Origin of the sequence: Streptomyces sp. x-80 (assembly GCF_046549095.1) — a bacterium.
GTDB classification, from domain to species: Bacteria; Actinomycetota; Actinomycetes; order Streptomycetales; family Streptomycetaceae; genus Streptomyces; species Streptomyces celluloflavus.
Map to the genome: position 1 here is coordinate 385551 of NZ_JAJPWM010000002.1, position 14478 is coordinate 400028.

Here is a 14478-nt window from a genome sequence, read left to right on the forward strand (position 1 = left end):
CCGGGGACATTCCCCTTCACGTGGTGCACGTACCGACCAGCCGCCACGCTTGCGGCGGCCAGTCGCCCCGCGGCGCCTCAGCGGTGCTCGGCGGCGCGGAAATCATGGGCGCGGAGCCAGGGACCGTCGGGCGGAGCCCATAGTGTGGGATCGGGCTCGGCCGTGGCACGGGGCCTTTTCGGACAAGTGGGCAGGGCCACCACCGCGGCCGGAACGACGTGGTCAGTCGGCGGGTGCTTCGGAGACCTTGCTGCCGGACGGGGCTCTTCCGTCTCGGTCGTTCAGGACCCTTCCGACAGGTTCAGCCCCTCCGCGGTCTTGGTGAGGAAGTCGGAGTTGGCTTTTGCGTCGTGTCCGAGGATCACGGTTCGTGTGGGGAGCGCTGTCAGCAGTTCGCGGACGGCTGTGGTCTGTGAGCGGGTGTGTGTGGTGAGTCCGAAGATGTCGGGGTAGCGGTCCTCGGTCTTTCCGGTGAAGAAGTCGTCGTCGGTCAGTGCGGACTCCGGGCCCGTCTCCGGGGCTGTTGCGCTGGGGGTGACCTGTGGGAAGAGCAGGGCGGCTGCGGTGCCTTCGGTGGCGAGGGTCAGGCCGAGCCAGGTGTGCAGTTGGTCGGGGAAGAACTGGGGCTTGAGTTCCTTTCCGGTGTTGTTCCACAGCGGTTCGCGCTGGCCGGCTTTGAGTGCGTCGGTGACGCGCTGGTGCTGGGTGGGGTGCAGTTCGTCGCCGTCGAGCACGCGTTGGCGCACCGGGGTGTAGAGGTCGAGGGCGTCGAGGAGGCCGAAGCCGATGGCGGCGGCGGACGGCCAGGGCAGTACGCGCACGCCGCCGTTGTTGTCGGGGCGGGCGAAGACGCGGTCGTTGGCGAGGAGTGCCCATCCGGCGCGGGCGAGGAGGAGGGCGGTGGTGGTCTTGCCGGCGCCCTTGGGGCCGAACGTCAGGAGTGTCTTGCCGTTCTGGACGACGGCGGAGGCGTGCAGGATGCTCCAGCCGTCCCGTAGTAGTTGGCCGCGGATCATTTCACGGGCCAGGCGGGCGGCGGCCAGTGCCAGGGGCAGGTCGTGATGCCCGGAGATGGTCAGGCGGCTGCGGTCGGGTGCGGCGTCGTAGGAGAGTTGGTCGGCGGGCTGTGCTGCGTAGAGGTGGCCGTCGTGGTCCTGGCCGACGAGGGTGCGGGTGTTCGCGTAGGTGGTCTCGTCGTGCTGGACGTTCTTGACGATGTCGGCGATGTGGGCTGCGTGTCCGGGGTCCACGTTCGCAACGACAGTCGGGGCCGCTTCCTCGGTGGTGGGGGCGGCGTTCCACCAGGGGCCGAAGTAGCGGCGGGACCATTCGGTGACGGCCGGGCGGTTGCTGGATACCGTCACCTGTGCTTTACCGGTGGCGATTCGGGTAGTGGTCGTTGTCATGAGGGGCCTCCTGTGAGGTGGCGGTAGGCGGTGTGGAGCTTGCGGGCTGCGGCGGCCAGTTGTCGGGCCTCGCCGGTGCTGAGCTGGGGAAGGCAGACCGTCGGGGTTGCGGCGGTGAAGTGCAACGGGATTCCGTACCAGTTCCCGTCGTGGTTGACGGACAGTTCCTCGATGCCGTCTTGCAGGCCGAGGGTTTTGCGCAGGGTGGCAAGGACGGCTCCGGCCGGGCCGGAGCGGGTGCGGCCGATGCCGGCGTTGATCCGCTGGGGACGGTCGGTGAGTTCCTTGCGTACCTGTTCGACGGGGATGGCGGCGGGTTTGCCGTTGATGGTGGTGGCCGACGCGCAGATGACGGCGTCGTCCCCGTGCTCGCCGATCACATGCCCGTCCACGGCGGTGGGCGGGACGCCCAGGAGGCGGGCGAGGGTGAGGCGGTAGCGGGCGGTGTCGGTGTTGGAGCCGACTCCGTAGACCCTTCGGCAGCCGGAGGTCTCGGCGAAGAGGCGGGTGAGGATGTCGACCGGATTGGTGACCATCACGACCACCCCCGCGTAGCCGGCGAGGCATTCGGCGAGGGCGGCGATGACGGGGGCGTTGGCGCTGATGCCGGCCATGCGCACATCGGTGGCGGCGGTGTTGGTGAAGGTCTCGCGGGGGCAGATCACGATCGCCTGGCACTCCGCGAGATCCTTGGTCGCTGCCGCGGTGGCTCGTACGGGCGATGCGGTGACGGTCCCCATGTCCTCCAGGTCGGTGATCAGAGCGGAGACTCGGGCGGGGCTGCGCGAGGTGATGAGGACGCGGTCGCACCAGCCTGCGGCGACCAGTGCGGTGGCCACGGTCTGGCCGACCGCGCCTGCCCCCACTACGCCGATGGCGCCGGCTCGCGGCGGCCACAGGGCGGTCACCGGGCTGCCTTTGCGATGTCGGAGAGCGCCAGGCGCAGTACGGCCCGCGCAGGGGTGCCGGCCGCAAGGGCGGCGGAGGTGCGGTCCAGGAGCACGCAGACGGTGGCCGCGCGGTTGATGACGGCGGTGGCGTGTTCGGGCAGGGGCAGGGGTGCCGGGGCGCTGAGGTAGGTGGTGAGGATGTTGACCGTGTCCATCAGCCAGGTCACGAGCAGCTGTCGTAACCACGCGGTGTGCATTCCGCGTTCGACCGAGCGCAGCTGGTCGTGGACGAAGGTGTGGAGTCCGGCGGCGACTGCCACGGCGGTGGCGTGCTGTGGAGCGGTGGTCAGGAGGTTGAGCGCGGTACGGGAGATGAGCTTGGCGGTGTCGGAGCACCCATGGCCGCGGGCGAGCCCAGGGTCGATGTACGTGGGTGTTTCTTCGGGGCCCTCGGGGAACAGGACGTGTTCGGGCTTGAGGTCGCCGTAGCTCACCACCGGGCAGCGGGCTTGTGGGAAGGCCCGGAGCCGCACGAGCCGCTGGACCACCGTGATCAGGACCTTGCGGATCTGATCGCGGGCCTCGGCGCTCTCCATCCGGTCCTCGCCCAGCCGGCTCAGATAGGTGTGGCCGCTGATTCCGTTGAACTTCCGTCCGAACGTGCCCGCGATGCTCCGCTCCGGTATCCGCATGCCTTCCACCCGGTCGGCCATCACCGGGCCCTGGATGCGCCCGAGTTCCGCCATCGAGCGCGCGAGCAGATCCGCGGTCCGGTCAGGGCTCTTCACCAGCATCTCGGCCAGCGTGGGACCGGCGACGGGTTCCGTGAAGAGCACGCCGGTGCGGTAGCCGGCGACGGCGCACACGCTCAGCCGCTGGCGGCGCAGCAGACGCAGTTGGGCGCTCTCGCGCTCCAGCAGCGAGCCGGGAGTCGCGATATAGGCGGCCTGCGCCGCGCGTACGGCCGGCCAGTCCCCGCATCCGCCGCGCAGGACGGACACCAGCGAGACGCCGAGGAACGAGTACTTGGCGTACAGGGTGCGGTCGCCGACCGAGACCGATCGGACGTACCCGGTGACCGAGGGGACATGTACGCCGAGCCGGACCGGCGTGCCCGGCCAGCTCTCCTGCGCGACGCGCTGGATCTTCTCGGCTGCGTAGTTGAACAGATCACCGACGGTTGGCGTCAGCATGCGATCTCCACGTTGTGGGGCCGGTTGTGTGTCCGGGAGGAACTGTTCTTGGGCTCGGCGCGACATCCGCGACGGGAGCCGTGTCTGCTCCGGGGAGTCGTCCGCCGCCATGGCCCGGAGTGCGGTGGCCGGGAGGCGTCGGGCTTTTGGTGCGGTGTTCAGGCCGTGTCGAGGACGACGGCCCGGTGATCGCTGACTCGGTCCACCTCTGCGGTGGCGAGGGTGGTGTACGACCGGGGCCGGATCTGTTTCCCTGCGATGAGGATGTGGTCGAAGTGCTGCGGGGTGGGCTCGTTGGCGTACTTGAAGCCGACGGTTGCCGCCCGCGAGGTGCCCAGCTGGTCCTGAGGGTCCTTCCACCCCGCTTTGAGCAGGACCCCCATGGCCCGGCGGTCGCTGCCATCGAACGTGCCCTCGGGCAGGACCAGGCGGTAGCGGGCGTGCATGTTCGCCGGGACGTCTGTGTCCCAGTTGGGCTCCGGGCCGTCGAGCCGGTCCACGTTCCCGTCCATGAGGAGGACGGCGTTGTCCGGACGGCCCGGGAACGTACCGGCGTTGTCCGTCAGCCACCGCACCTCGCGCAGCCGCTCGTCGCCGTCGACGTAGGACAGATGCGTGGCACAGACCATTGTGTCGACGCCCTCAACGTCCATGTGGGCGGCGAGCAGACCGTGGTGGAAGACACCGGCGCCGAAGCTGGGGTCAGCACCGAGGACCGTGGCCGGACCCGGGCGGTACAGCAGCGCCGTGTAGTTCTCGCCGTCACCGAGACGGGACTTCACCGGGTCCATTGCCAGCGCCATGCCCAGGGCATTGGCAAGCTCGTACAGCCGCCGGAACCTGTTGTGGCGCCAGCCCCGCGCCTCCTGGATGGCCAGGATCGTGGGCTGTGGATCGAGCTGCGCCAGGACCTCGATCTGGTCGTGCCGGCGCTTCTCGGACCCGTCGGGGTCGATGCCGCCGTTCCACACATTCCATGTGACGAACCGTGCCATTACGTGTCCTCCTTGGTCGCGAAGCGTGGGTTACGGGGTCCGCTCCGGCCGGGATCCCTGGTTCGGTTCCATCCGGCAGGAGCGGAGATTTTGGAGGATCTCCGGGGGCACCGATCTCTTATCCGGGTGCCGTCCCGACCGGTCGCCGGTACGAGGCGACGGCGACCGGTCGGGAGAGTGCTCACTGGTTCTTGAGGCGGTCCGCGAAGCCCTCTGCGAGGTCTCGCGCGACTTCTCGCTCGCTGTCCGAAAGGCTTGGGTCGTTCGATGCGTTCGTGGCGGCGCCCAGTCCCGCGATCAAAGAGAGGTCACTGTCGTCATCGTCTTTCTGAGCTGGCATGGCACCTGTCCTTTTTCTGTGTCGGTCCCGGCCCGGTTGGGCTCGGGGCGGCCTTTCCGTCGCGACGGTGTTGTGATCCGGGTCGGTCTCGGGCCGGGCGGCGGGCGGCAGCGGTGTTCGACGATTCGGCTGCTGTGACGTGTCACGTTGCTGCTCCGGGCGGAGCGTTCGGGGGCTTCACGGCGATGCCGGCGTAGGCGCCGGAGACATGTGGTGCGCGCTGGGCATGCAGGTGATCGGTGTGCCAGCGCCCCGTGGCCACGACTCCGGGCCCGAGCTGCGGCCACCCGGCGAACAGGGTGCTGATGTGGTCCCGGCTGCGCGGCCGGTAGGCGATCCGGGCCTGGCGGTACAGGGCCGTCACGGTGTCCATCGCGGCTGGGCTCAGGTCGGCTGTGGCGTGGGTGATGGACAGTGCGCTGCCGGGTGGCAGCCATGCCCGCAGCGTGGCGAGGGCCTGGTCGACGGCGTCGTCATCGGCGATGTAGGGCAGTACATCGTGGCTCAGGACGGCGATGGGCCTGTCGAGGTCGAATTCCTGGATCGCCGGCGCGGCCAGGAGGCGCACCATGTCCGTGATATCTCCCTGGAAGCACGTCCAGGTGCCCAGTGAGCGGAACAGGGCTTTCCCGTGGGTCACGACGCCCTTGTTGCTGTCCACGTAGACGACGCGGGCACCGGGATGAATCGCTGTGGCCACCTCGTGCACATCCGGCATGTCTGGTTCCCACGAGGGATATCCGCAGCCGAGGTCGAGGAACTGGCTGAAGCCGAGCCGGGACAGGCAGGCGGTGGTCAGGGCCCCGTGGACGCGGTTGATCCTGACAGCGGCCGGCAGCCACGGCACCTCGTCGAGCAGCTGGCGGACGAGTTCCCTGTCCTGGGCGTAGTTGTCACGTCCGCCGAGCAGGGCGTTGTAGACGCGGCACCCGTCCGGGGCGATCTCATACCACTCCATGAATGCTCCGCAGCTGTTGGGCGAGTTGCATCGCCGTCGGGCGCCGCGTCGCCTCGGCGGTGAGCACCGTGCGCAGCACCGTCGTGAACGCCGGCCAGACGTCGGTGGTGGCGATCTTGAACCGGCGGTCGGCGATCATCTGGCGCAGCACTCTCGCCGCGAAGGCGTGGGGATCTATGGCGGCTGCCTGGTAGTCCAGCGGAAACTGGCCGGTTGCCGCCCACCAGAGCCCCGCGGCCAGGGCGTAGACCTCGTCTCGTTGTGAGGTGATCGCCGGGCGGGCCGCGGCGATCGATGCGGCGGCGAGTTCCGGCGACAGCAGATGTGCCAGTCCGCCGACGTGGACATCGGACGGGGGAAGGTCGCGGGCCCACGACCAGGAGCAGCCGATCAGCTGCACGGGGCCGCCGTCGGTGTGCAGGCTGTGGTGCGGCTGGAGATCGCCGTGTACCCAGCCGTACCAGTGCATCGAGCCGACGGACATGCACAGGTCCACTGCTGCGTTCAGCGCCCGCTCGTGGCTGTCGGGCTGCCCGTCCCGTATGGGCTGGAAGACCTCCCAGGTCGTCGGGCCGGCCAGCCACGGCCGTATCAGCCAGGCCATGCCCTGGGTGCACCCGTGATGGGTGGTCTTGCCGTATGCCGTCGCCGGGACGCCGGCGGACCGCATGGCCTCCAGCGCTGCGGTCTCGCGCGCCACCACAGCGGCGGCGGGGCCCGGCCCGGTCTTCAGCGCGACGTCCATGCCCGGTCCGGTCACCTGCCACACGGCCTCGCCGCCGCGCCGGCCGACTACGAGCCGCCAGCTCGCCGGCGACCCCGACAAGCGCTCGGCTGCCAGTCGTGCCTCGTCCGGGCACCCCGTCAGATCGTTCATGTCCATCCTTCGCGGTCCTGTGTCGCTTCCGTGCTCGAACTGGCGGCTGGTCTGGGTCAGAGCTGGTGGCTGCGGAGCACCCCGACGCCGACGACGACCGTGGTGGTCAGCAGGGCCATTGCGGCTTTGAGCGCGACCTTGAGTCGCTCCTTGCGGCGTTTCACGTCGGGCGGCTTCACGGGCTGCGGCATGCGCTTCCCCATCAGAGAAGGAGGGAGGGAGGAAGGAAGGAAGACGATTCGGGAGTGGTGGCTGGCCGCCCTCCCGCCTGGCGGGAGGGCGGCCGGGGCGCGCTGCTCGCGTCGTCTGACAGGGACGGCACGGTGGCGCCGCTCCTCCGCCCGCGGCATCCGCGGGCCAGCCCGTGCGACACCTCACGATGGCCTCGGCGGAGACGAAGGAACCCGTCTGAGCCACCTCCCTACGCGGCAGGGTCGGCGCGCCGGGAAGTGACCGGTCTGGGGAAGGCGAGGTCAGATGCGGGCGGGTGTCGATGCCAGGGTCAAGGCGACGACGCCGACCGCGATGAGGACGACCAGGGCGATCACGGCCAGGCGTTCGCTCACGGGAGGCCCCTCCACAGTGGGCGGACCCAGTCGAGGGCCTGCCCGATGGTCTCGGGCACCACGCCGGTCTCGGGAGTGGTGGTGTGGTGTTGGCGGGGCGGCAGGCCCGGCGGGGCACCCCACACCCACACCCGCCCCCGCTCCCCGCGGCGCGGGCGCAGCCTCGGGCAGCGGCGAGAGCGCGCCCGGCTCGCGCCGAGGCGCCGGCAGCTCCGCGTGATTCATACCGGCACGTCCATCTGATGCAGGAGGTGGACGGTGCAGACGACGAGGTGGTGAAGGTGCGCAGCCGGCCTCGTCCAGGTCTGGTCCTCCAGGCAGTGACGGGCGCTGCTGATCGCCGTCGCGAAGAGGGACCACTCGCGGCTGCCGCGGTTGAGGCGGTCGGCGCGCTGCTCGGAGGCAGGAAGCACCTCGGCACGCAGCGTCTCCTCGACCTTGAGGATCAGCGTCTGCGCCTCGTCGTCCCACACCTGACCGCTCTTGCTGCGCACCCGGGCGAGGTGCACGGTTCGGGCGGCCACGGAGAGGTCGACGCTCACGTCGGCGCTCATTGCACACCCGCCTGTGGGTCATCCGCGGTCGAGGTGCCGGCCTTGCCTTCCTCGGTGAGGTACTCGGTGCTCGCCCCTACCGATACGGCCCACGCGGCGAACTCCCCCTGCTCGCCGGGCGTCGAGGCGATGTGCGCGACGGACGGAGCCACCACCCCGTCGGCACCGTCCTTGCGCAGTATCTCGGAGACCTGGCACCACCCGGGCCGCGCCCGACGGTGGACGTCGGGCTCACCGACGTCGTGGATGGACCGGACGACGGTCCACAACCGCGCCGTGGCGTATTCGCGCAACTCGCCCATTACCGGGGGCGCCTGGTCGACGTCGGCGACGTTCGCGTAGAGGACGACCCGCTTGCGGCGCGACTCCGCGGCGTTCACCGCAGATCCGCCTGCGGCGAGTGCAGAGGGTGCCTCCGTCGCGGCGTTCACGAGCACACCGTCCGGGATGACATGAGTGGGGGGTCTCGTCATCGGGTGTTCCCCTGGTTCGAACTGGTGGAGGGCATGGCGCATCTCCTGCTTCTGTGGGCCAGCGACGGGGACCGCCAGCGAGAAGTGAGCTAAGCCCTTGGCCGCTGGCGGGCTACCAAGTGAACGGCTGTTGAGGACCCGTGAACAGGAAAAGCTGGTAGGCATCTGCCCGCGAGCAACCGGAAATCCTATCTCTTGACATTTCCTGCACTCTGGTGCAGTGAGCGAGGGTGTGGCTACTCTCGGTTGTATGGGAGTTAATGCCGCCCTCGCGAGCAAGATGGCAGAACACGGTTTGACCCAAGCCGAGTTGGCACGTCAACTGAATGCTGCTATCGAGAAGCTCACCGGGATATCGGGGGACGTCTCCGACCGAACCGTTCGCAATCTGCTTACCGGCGCGACTCGACGCCCGATCAAGCGGACCCGCGATGCGCTGGAGACGGTCTTCGGTTGTTCCGTCGAGACTCTAGGGTTCACCGCGCCCAGCAACGCCGCCCCACCGGAGGATCCCGTGGACCGACGAACCTTCATCAGCTCGGCCACGGGGGTCGCTGCTGTGGCAGCGACCCCGCTCCTCGCTCCGAATCAACAACGGGTAGGACTGAGTGACGTCGAGCGCCTCGCCAAAGGACTCGATCGCCTTACCACACTGGATGACCAGCGCGGTGGCCACGCGGCGCTGGAAAAGGCAGCACTGGCCGGCGCACGGCGCGCTCTAGACCTCCAGCAGGGCAGCGCCACCGAACGCGTCCGGCAACGTCTCTACGGAATGGCCGCCGACTACATCGCCTGGGCAGCGTGGTCGTGCGTCGATGCACACCAACTCGACCGCGCCCAGAGCCACCTGGACCAGGCGATGACGCTCGCCGGTATGGCCCGAGACAGCACGGCGCAGTTCCGGGTGTGGAACGCCATCGCTATGCTCGCCCGTCAGCGGACACGCCACGCAGATGCGGTGGCGGCTGGGAAAGCAGCCCAGGCCCTCGCCGTGTCGCGCCGCGACCCGCTATTTGCATCCCTCGCTCAAGCGCGGACTGCGGTCGGCCTCTCCTACCAACACGACAGGAATGCTGCCCTCCGCAGCATCGGCCGCGCACAAGAGTCCCTTGCCAAAGCCAGGCCAGGTGAGCAGCACCGGCCGAACTGGACCGACTTCTACGACCCGTCGGAGCTGCTGGCCATCACGGCAGTAGTCCAAGAACACCTCGGGATGCCGGAAGAAGCCGAAGCGTCCTCTCACCGAGCGCTCTCTGCCATACCCGACCGCTTCCGCCGAAACCGCGGACTAGCCACCACCCACATGGCTATGGCACAACTCCAGCAAGGTGATCTCGAACTCGCGTGCGCCACAGCGGCCACAGTCTTCGACATCATGAAAGACGACGAGATGCCCGGCCGGATGCGCACCGGACTCGGCGACTTCCATCGCCACCTGCTAGACCGCGCACCGAACTCGGTACAGGCTCGGGAGTGGACAGACCGGATGCGCACGAAATGGAGCACCCAGTGATAACACTTCGCCACTATGCCCACGAGAACCTGGCGCAGATCCGCCAACTCCTACTCGACGTGCACACAGACATCCCCGAATATTCGCCGGACGATCCCTTCGTGCGGCGCTTCCCGTGGTTCGTCGACCATTGGGGAGGCCGGCCAGACTTCACCTGCGTGATCGCCTATGACGCTGACGAACCTGTCGGCTTCGCGTACGGCTCGCCGCTCAGTGAGGGAACCGAGTGGTGGCGGGACCACATCACACCGGCCCCAGAATACTGGCAGACCTACGCAGTATCAGAACTGATGGTGCGGCCCAAGTGGCGGAAGACCGGTGTCTCCAGCCAACTGCACGAGGCTCTGGTGGCCGAACGTTCCGAAGACCTGGCCGTGCTGCTCGTCGACTCCAGTCATCCCAAGGTGCAGTCACTGTACGAGAGCTGGGGATACGAGAAGGTCGGGAACCGGCAGCCCTTCGCCGACTCCCCGGTGTACGCCACCATGGTGCGCTGTCTCCGCCGACCAGCGGTAATGTCTTGAGGCATAACGAAACGCCCCGCCGCCTGCCGAAGCAGGAGGCGGGGCGCAGTCGTACTGGCCGGATAGTCATCAGGCCAGGGAACAACCCCGCGTGCGCGGGGACCACTGCCTGCTCGGGCCGCGCCCACCGACCTCGTTGGGACCATCCCCGCGGGCGCGGGGACCACTCGCCGCGGCGTTTGGTGAGCGAGCTCATGACGGGACCATCCCCGCGGGCGCGGGGACCACATGGACGACTGGTAAACGCTCTTGCTCGCCGAGGGACCATCCCCGCGTGCGCGGGGACCACTTGGTGCCCGCCCCCGCCGGGATCCCTGTGTGGGGACCATCCCCGCGTGCGCGGGGACCACCCGCTTTGGTGGACCACGTGTACAGGCAGATGGGGACCATCCCCGCGTGCGCGGGGACCACTGGCCCTCCTGGAAGATGTTTTCTCGGGTGAAGGGACCATCCCCGCGTGCGCGGGGACCACGATATGACACAGCAGCGCATCGAGATCGAGTCGGGACCATCCCCGCGTGCGCGGGGACCACTCAGCCTTGCGGGCTTCCCGGTTCTGGCCTGGGGGACCATCCCCGCGTGCGCGGGGACCACCCCATCTGTCCGCTCGCGCTCTGGATCGCGTCGGGACCATCCCCGCGTGCGCGGGGACCACAAGGCGCGACCTGCGGCTTCACCGTGGGCCGACGCGATTTTTGAGCACTTCCACGGAATCCGGCCAACAGGACATAGGGGATACGCGCGTGCGCTCCTCCGCTCGCCCTGACCAGCAGAGTGGGCGCGGCCGAGCCAACCGAATATCCATGTACCGACCCTATCCTCATCCCTTCCGGAGCGACGTCTGTAGGAAGGCACCTGCCAGCTACGTGTGCCATCGGCTGCCCAGGGGCGGCGGGGGTTCCAAACTCGGCTCTGCCGGCGGATCCATCCACCCGCCGTCGACGAGAGCACCGACGTCCCCAGCTGTCTCGTCCACCCGCGGTGTCACCGGCCGAGCGTCAGGTAGTTCCCGCATCGTCACCATCCCTATCAGGGCTCACCAGCCTCTACTTGGCGACCACGGCCCACACGGAGATCGCCGACGCGAGAAGCCCCATCAGCACCGGCACGACCATCTGGTAGAGGCGGGCCTGCCGCTCACGCTCGCGCCGGTCCCGATCCGCCAACTGGTGCGCCTCGAACTCCCGCTCCAGGACACCGCGGGCATCCCGCTCCTTCTGCACCTCCTGACTCAGATCGCTGATGCGCTGATCGGTGTACGCAGACTGGAGCGAATAGACCTCGGTCGACACCATCTTGTCCAACCGGGCGTTGATGCCCTGCCCCATCGCCTGGACCTCTTGGCGCAGCGCGACGACGGTGCGCCCGATCTCACCCACCGAGAGCTCATCGGACACAACCGCCTCCGTTCACAACGCCGTTCGGTTCAACCCGGGGTCAGACGCCCTTGGCGAGGGATGCGCTGTTGCGGACGTCGGCGAGCCGGGCCACGAGGCCCTTGGCGAGGGACAGCGCCGCGGCGACGCCGCCGGCCAGCGCGGCGTACCACATGGAACCGTCGAGGGGCTGGGTGACTGCGATGCTGCCGATGAATGCCTGGAGGAATGTGGAGAGGATGCGTTCGACGAGGTCGCGGCCGAACGTGCCGGCCGTCTTGAGGACGGTGTCAGCGGACGGCAGGGAAAGGGGATCGCTCATGAGGTGTGCCCTTCTCAAGAGGTGGTGGTGAAGCCGTGCGTCGTGCCCAGACGGGTCAGTGACGTCATGCCGGGGATGCCGTCGGCGTCGCGACCGCTGTAGCCGTACCAGCGCTGGAGCGCCGCGAAGGCGGCCACGCTCTTCGTGCCGAACGAACCGTCCACGTACGTGGATGCCAGCAGCCCCTCCGCCGCCAGCGCCTGCTCCACGAGCAGCACTTCGGCGCGGTACGTGGTGTGGCCTTCCGCCGCCGGCGGGTCCGTGCGGGCCGCGGCGACGACATGGGCCAAGGACACCGTCGGCCGGCCGGTGCCGCCACCAGGCGGCGTGCCCGCACCGCCGGATGCCCACTTCCGCAGCGCAGCCCGGTCCGCGAACTGACCGACATTGGTGTCGAGGGGCCGATCGGTGTGCTGATGGAACAGCCACTGCGCCGTGATCCGGGGGCGGCCGGCGGTGACATAGTCGGCGATCCACAGGGCTTCGCCAGCGTTGCTGGTGTGGTCGCGGTTCTTCCAGTAGTCGAGGTTGCAGTAGAGGCCGACGCGGTGCGTCGAGCCGCGGAGCCGCTTCACCTCGGCGAGGAACACGTCCTTCTGCGCGCAACTCACTCCGGAGTCTTCCCAGTCGGCCCAGAGCGGGTCCCCCTCGACGGACGCGCAGCGCTCGACGAAGTACGCGGCCTGCGCCGCCGTGTCGCCCGGCCGCAGGAAGTGGTAGAAGCCGACGACCAGCCCGTTGCGGCGCGCGTGGGCGGCCTGGGCGGTCATCCGCGGGTTGATGTACGAGGTGCCCTCGGTCGCCTTCACGAAGACAAAGTCCAGCCCCTTCGTGCTGTAGGCGGCCGGCTGGTACGACGATACGTCGATCCCCTTGACGGTCATGGTGGTTGCCTCCTGGCATGAGAAAACGCCCGGTGCGGTGGCACGCGGGCGTTGGGTGGGCGGTGGTAGGTCAGGCATCGTCGTCCGGGGCGACGCCGTACATGAGGGGGCGGCTGTGTGTGCCGGTCAGGGGGCAGCGCCGTACCGGCGGCGGCCGGCACGGTTGTGGGTACGCCAGTTGCCGATGTCGAAGCCGAGCGGGGCGTAGTTCAGGTGAGCATGTCGATGCTGAGTACGGAGATCGTCTTCTGGCTGTAGCTGACGAAGAGGAGCGCGCGGACGCGGCTGGTTTCGATCATGCGGTTGCGGTCGTCGGCTTCGCCCCAGGGGAGTGTGGCTTCGAGGGGGGCGTAGCAGGCGTCGGCAAGGGCGAGTATGAGGGGCTCGCTCGCGTCAAAGGGGAGCGAGTCGTGCAGTGCTTCGACCCCGGGATCGTATGTGAGCCGGTACAACGCGCTGGTCTCCTGCCGGTGAGGACTGCCAGCGGTAACGTAGCGGATCGGCGACTGACTGTAACGAGAATCGGAAGATCAGGCTGCGCCGCGGCGGGCCCGGATCCGCTCGGCCGCGGCGAGGACTTCATCGGTGCGGTCGACCCAGTCGCCGGGGAGTTCTTCACCGCGGTCATCGGCCGCTGCCAGTGTCTCGGCTCGCTCGGCAGCTGCGAGCGCGCGCTCTGCGACGCCCTGCCACCGGGCGAAGACAGTGAGGACTTCGTGTGCCGGCGCCCTGTTGATCTCGCCGATGAAGCGGCTGGCCAGGGTAGGGCTACCGAGTGCGTCGCGGATGGTTTCGATGGTCCACGGCTCGGATTTCATGCCGCCCTCCCGGTGCGGGGTCGCGATTCGTGACGCACGATAGCGTACTGGTCAGTGCGTTACAGGGGGTGATAATGCCTTTGGCATGTGCCGTTTTCCTCTGTCGCGCAAGTCCTCTCAGAGGCTGTACATGACGTTGTTGAAGGACAGCCAGGGCGGGGTGACGCCGGATCCGGTGCCGACGATGCGGACGCCGCCGCCGGTCTCGGCGTCGATCTTCAGCGCGAGGGCTGTGGAGTCGGCGGCCGAGCAGGCGCCCGAGACGGTTCGCAGGGTCGTGGGGCGGGCCTCGGGCGGCAGGGCGCTGGTCAGGATGTAGCCGCCGTTGGCGATGGCGTTGCCGGAGTAGGTGAGGTTGAGACCGCCGCGCCACATCACCGTGCGCTCGCCGAAGAGGTTGACCACGCGGTACTGGACGGTGCCGTTGCTGTTCCCGTTGTGGGAGAAGCCCGAGGCGAGGGCCGGCGTTGTCCAGGCGGAAGTGCCGGCCGCGACGACCACCCACGCGGAACCGTCGTAGAGCGTCAGAAGCTTTTCCGACGCGAGCGCCGCGAGCATTCCGAAGGCCGGCGCTGTCAGGACCGCATTGCGGTGGGAAGCGGACGTGAACCGCATCGCGGACCGTTGCACGATCGCGTTGGCGAGGGACTTTGCCAGCGTCTCCGCGTTGGGGGCATCGGTGAGGGCGGCGATGTCCACGCCCTGATCGTAGTCGTCGTGGGTGGGCACGCGCCCTCCTATGGTGTGCGGGTAACTTTGGGACGTAAATCGGCACCGCTGGCAGTAACT

18 protein-coding genes and 1 CRISPR repeat array are annotated in these 14478 nt (G+C 68.7%); of the genes, 2 read left to right on the top strand and 16 right to left on the bottom strand.

Translation table 11 applies throughout. From position 1 onward, the window contains the following. Nucleotides 1-281 precede the first annotated feature (281 nt). The 10 genes from ACLJWH_RS04485 to ACLJWH_RS04530 all read right to left on the bottom strand — a co-directional run bounded on the left by ACLJWH_RS04485 (nt 282) and on the right by ACLJWH_RS04530 (nt 8252). Nucleotides 282-1406, bottom strand: coding sequence for a hypothetical protein (locus ACLJWH_RS04485; protein ID WP_411140223.1), 1125 nt, complete (start codon nt 1404-1406; stop codon nt 282-284). Beyond that, nucleotides 1403-2314, bottom strand: coding sequence for a lactate/malate family dehydrogenase (locus ACLJWH_RS04490; RefSeq protein WP_411140224.1), 912 nt, complete (start codon nt 2312-2314; stop codon nt 1403-1405). The genes ACLJWH_RS04485 and ACLJWH_RS04490 overlap by 4 nt, the downstream gene beginning before the upstream one ends. Then, the gene (locus ACLJWH_RS04495) at nt 2311-3489 is read right to left on the bottom strand and encodes a hypothetical protein (protein WP_411140225.1); all 1179 of its coding nucleotides are present in this window, start codon (nt 3487-3489) and stop codon (nt 2311-2313) included. Before ACLJWH_RS04495 ends, ACLJWH_RS04490 begins: the two co-directional genes overlap by 4 nt. Nucleotides 3490-3647: 158 nt before the next feature. Beyond that, nucleotides 3648-4484 carry an endonuclease/exonuclease/phosphatase family protein gene (locus ACLJWH_RS04500; protein WP_411140226.1) on the bottom strand — a complete coding sequence of 279 codons (837 nt, stop codon included), beginning with the start codon at nt 4482-4484 and terminating at the stop codon, nt 3648-3650. A gap of 181 nt (nt 4485-4665) precedes the next feature. Continuing rightward, nucleotides 4666-4824 carry a hypothetical protein gene (locus tag ACLJWH_RS04505; RefSeq protein ID WP_411140227.1) on the bottom strand — a complete coding sequence of 53 codons (159 nt, stop codon included), beginning with the start codon at nt 4822-4824 and terminating at the stop codon, nt 4666-4668. Nucleotides 4825-4966: 142 nt separating this feature from the next. Then, nucleotides 4967-5782, bottom strand: coding sequence for an SAM-dependent methyltransferase (locus ACLJWH_RS04510; RefSeq protein WP_411140228.1), 816 nt, complete (start codon nt 5780-5782; stop codon nt 4967-4969). Then, on the bottom strand, nt 5769-6659 hold the full coding sequence (locus ACLJWH_RS04515; protein WP_411140229.1) for a hypothetical protein: 891 nt from the start codon (nt 6657-6659) through the stop codon (nt 5769-5771). The genes ACLJWH_RS04510 and ACLJWH_RS04515 overlap by 14 nt, the downstream gene beginning before the upstream one ends. 56 nt (nt 6660-6715) lie before the next feature. Continuing rightward, entirely contained in the window at nt 6716-6850 is a 135-nt protein-coding gene (locus ACLJWH_RS04520) for a hypothetical protein (RefSeq protein ID WP_411140230.1), read from the bottom strand. A gap of 596 nt (nt 6851-7446) precedes the next feature. Continuing rightward, entirely contained in the window at nt 7447-7779 is a 333-nt protein-coding gene (locus ACLJWH_RS04525) for a hypothetical protein (protein ID WP_411140231.1), read from the bottom strand. Beyond that, entirely contained in the window at nt 7776-8252 is a 477-nt protein-coding gene (locus ACLJWH_RS04530; RefSeq protein WP_411140232.1) for a hypothetical protein, read from the bottom strand. The genes ACLJWH_RS04525 and ACLJWH_RS04530 overlap by 4 nt, the downstream gene beginning before the upstream one ends. Nucleotides 8253-8502: 250 nt before the next feature. Here ACLJWH_RS04530 and ACLJWH_RS04535 point away from each other — a divergent pair, with 250 nt between their 5' ends. Together ACLJWH_RS04535 and ACLJWH_RS04540 are read left to right on the top strand one after the other, a co-directional pair. Continuing rightward, complete coding sequence (locus tag ACLJWH_RS04535; protein WP_411140233.1) at nt 8503-9765, top strand: XRE family transcriptional regulator; 1263 nt, start codon at nt 8503-8505, stop codon at nt 9763-9765. After that, nucleotides 9750-10289 (top strand): GNAT family N-acetyltransferase, encoded by a 540-nt coding sequence (locus tag ACLJWH_RS04540; protein ID WP_411140234.1) that lies wholly within the window; start codon nt 9750-9752, stop codon nt 10287-10289. The genes ACLJWH_RS04535 and ACLJWH_RS04540 overlap by 16 nt, the downstream gene beginning before the upstream one ends. A 77-nt stretch (nt 10290-10366) precedes the next feature. Further along, nucleotides 10367-10944: a CRISPR direct-repeat array (repeat unit 29 nt; unit sequence GGGACCATCCCCGCGTGCGCGGGGACCAC). 391 nt (nt 10945-11335) lie between these two features. On the opposite strand, the gene ACLJWH_RS04545 is transcribed toward ACLJWH_RS04540, so the two are convergent. From ACLJWH_RS04545 to ACLJWH_RS04570, 6 genes are all read right to left on the bottom strand, one after another. Then, a complete protein-coding gene (locus ACLJWH_RS04545; protein ID WP_411140235.1) occupies nt 11336-11686 on the bottom strand; it encodes a hypothetical protein in 351 nt (116 codons plus the stop codon). Nucleotides 11687-11726: 40 nt separating this feature from the next. Beyond that, nucleotides 11727-11987, bottom strand: coding sequence for a hypothetical protein (locus ACLJWH_RS04550; protein ID WP_411140236.1), 261 nt, complete (start codon nt 11985-11987; stop codon nt 11727-11729). 14 nt (nt 11988-12001) lie between these two features. Then, nucleotides 12002-12871: a GH25 family lysozyme gene (locus ACLJWH_RS04555; protein WP_411140237.1), complete on the bottom strand. Its 870-nt coding sequence runs from the start codon at nt 12869-12871 to the stop codon at nt 12002-12004. Between the two features lie 209 nt (nt 12872-13080). Continuing rightward, nucleotides 13081-13323 carry a hypothetical protein gene (locus ACLJWH_RS04560; RefSeq protein ID WP_411140238.1) on the bottom strand — a complete coding sequence of 81 codons (243 nt, stop codon included), beginning with the start codon at nt 13321-13323 and terminating at the stop codon, nt 13081-13083. Nucleotides 13324-13401: 78 nt separating this feature from the next. Further along, complete coding sequence (locus tag ACLJWH_RS04565; protein WP_411140239.1) at nt 13402-13689, bottom strand: hypothetical protein; 288 nt, start codon at nt 13687-13689, stop codon at nt 13402-13404. Between the two features lie 117 nt (nt 13690-13806). Further along, nucleotides 13807-14418 carry a hypothetical protein gene (locus ACLJWH_RS04570; protein ID WP_411140240.1) on the bottom strand — a complete coding sequence of 204 codons (612 nt, stop codon included), beginning with the start codon at nt 14416-14418 and terminating at the stop codon, nt 13807-13809. Between the last annotated feature and the right edge of the window lie 60 nt (nt 14419-14478).

Bases quoted from the DNA above. Each gene is read 5' to 3' on its own strand.
- ACLJWH_RS04550 (WP_411140236.1), bottom strand. From the start codon at position 11,987: ATGAGCGATCCCCTTTCCCTGCCGTCCGCTGACACCGTCCTCAAGACG.
- ACLJWH_RS04525 (WP_411140231.1), bottom strand. From the start codon at position 7,779: ATGAGCGCCGACGTGAGCGTCGACCTCTCCGTGGCCGCCCGAACCGTG.
- ACLJWH_RS04485 (WP_411140223.1), bottom strand. From the start codon at position 1,406: ATGACAACGACCACTACCCGAATCGCCACCGGTAAAGCACAGGTGACG.
- ACLJWH_RS04520 (WP_411140230.1), bottom strand. From the start codon at position 6,850: ATGCCGCAGCCCGTGAAGCCGCCCGACGTGAAACGCCGCAAGGAGCGA.
- ACLJWH_RS04495 (WP_411140225.1), bottom strand. From the start codon at position 3,489: ATGCTGACGCCAACCGTCGGTGATCTGTTCAACTACGCAGCCGAGAAG.
- ACLJWH_RS04555 (WP_411140237.1), bottom strand. From the start codon at position 12,871: ATGACCGTCAAGGGGATCGACGTATCGTCGTACCAGCCGGCCGCCTAC.
- ACLJWH_RS04565 (WP_411140239.1), bottom strand. From the start codon at position 13,689: ATGAAATCCGAGCCGTGGACCATCGAAACCATCCGCGACGCACTCGGT.
- ACLJWH_RS04515 (WP_411140229.1), bottom strand. From the start codon at position 6,659: ATGAACGATCTGACGGGGTGCCCGGACGAGGCACGACTGGCAGCCGAG.
- ACLJWH_RS04540 (WP_411140234.1), top strand. From the start codon at position 9,750: ATGGAGCACCCAGTGATAACACTTCGCCACTATGCCCACGAGAACCTG.
- ACLJWH_RS04510 (WP_411140228.1), bottom strand. From the start codon at position 5,782: ATGGAGTGGTATGAGATCGCCCCGGACGGGTGCCGCGTCTACAACGCC.
- ACLJWH_RS04505 (WP_411140227.1), bottom strand. From the start codon at position 4,824: ATGCCAGCTCAGAAAGACGATGACGACAGTGACCTCTCTTTGATCGCG.
- ACLJWH_RS04500 (WP_411140226.1), bottom strand. From the start codon at position 4,484: ATGGCACGGTTCGTCACATGGAATGTGTGGAACGGCGGCATCGACCCC.
- ACLJWH_RS04535 (WP_411140233.1), top strand. From the start codon at position 8,503: ATGGGAGTTAATGCCGCCCTCGCGAGCAAGATGGCAGAACACGGTTTG.
- ACLJWH_RS04530 (WP_411140232.1), bottom strand. From the start codon at position 8,252: ATGACGAGACCCCCCACTCATGTCATCCCGGACGGTGTGCTCGTGAAC.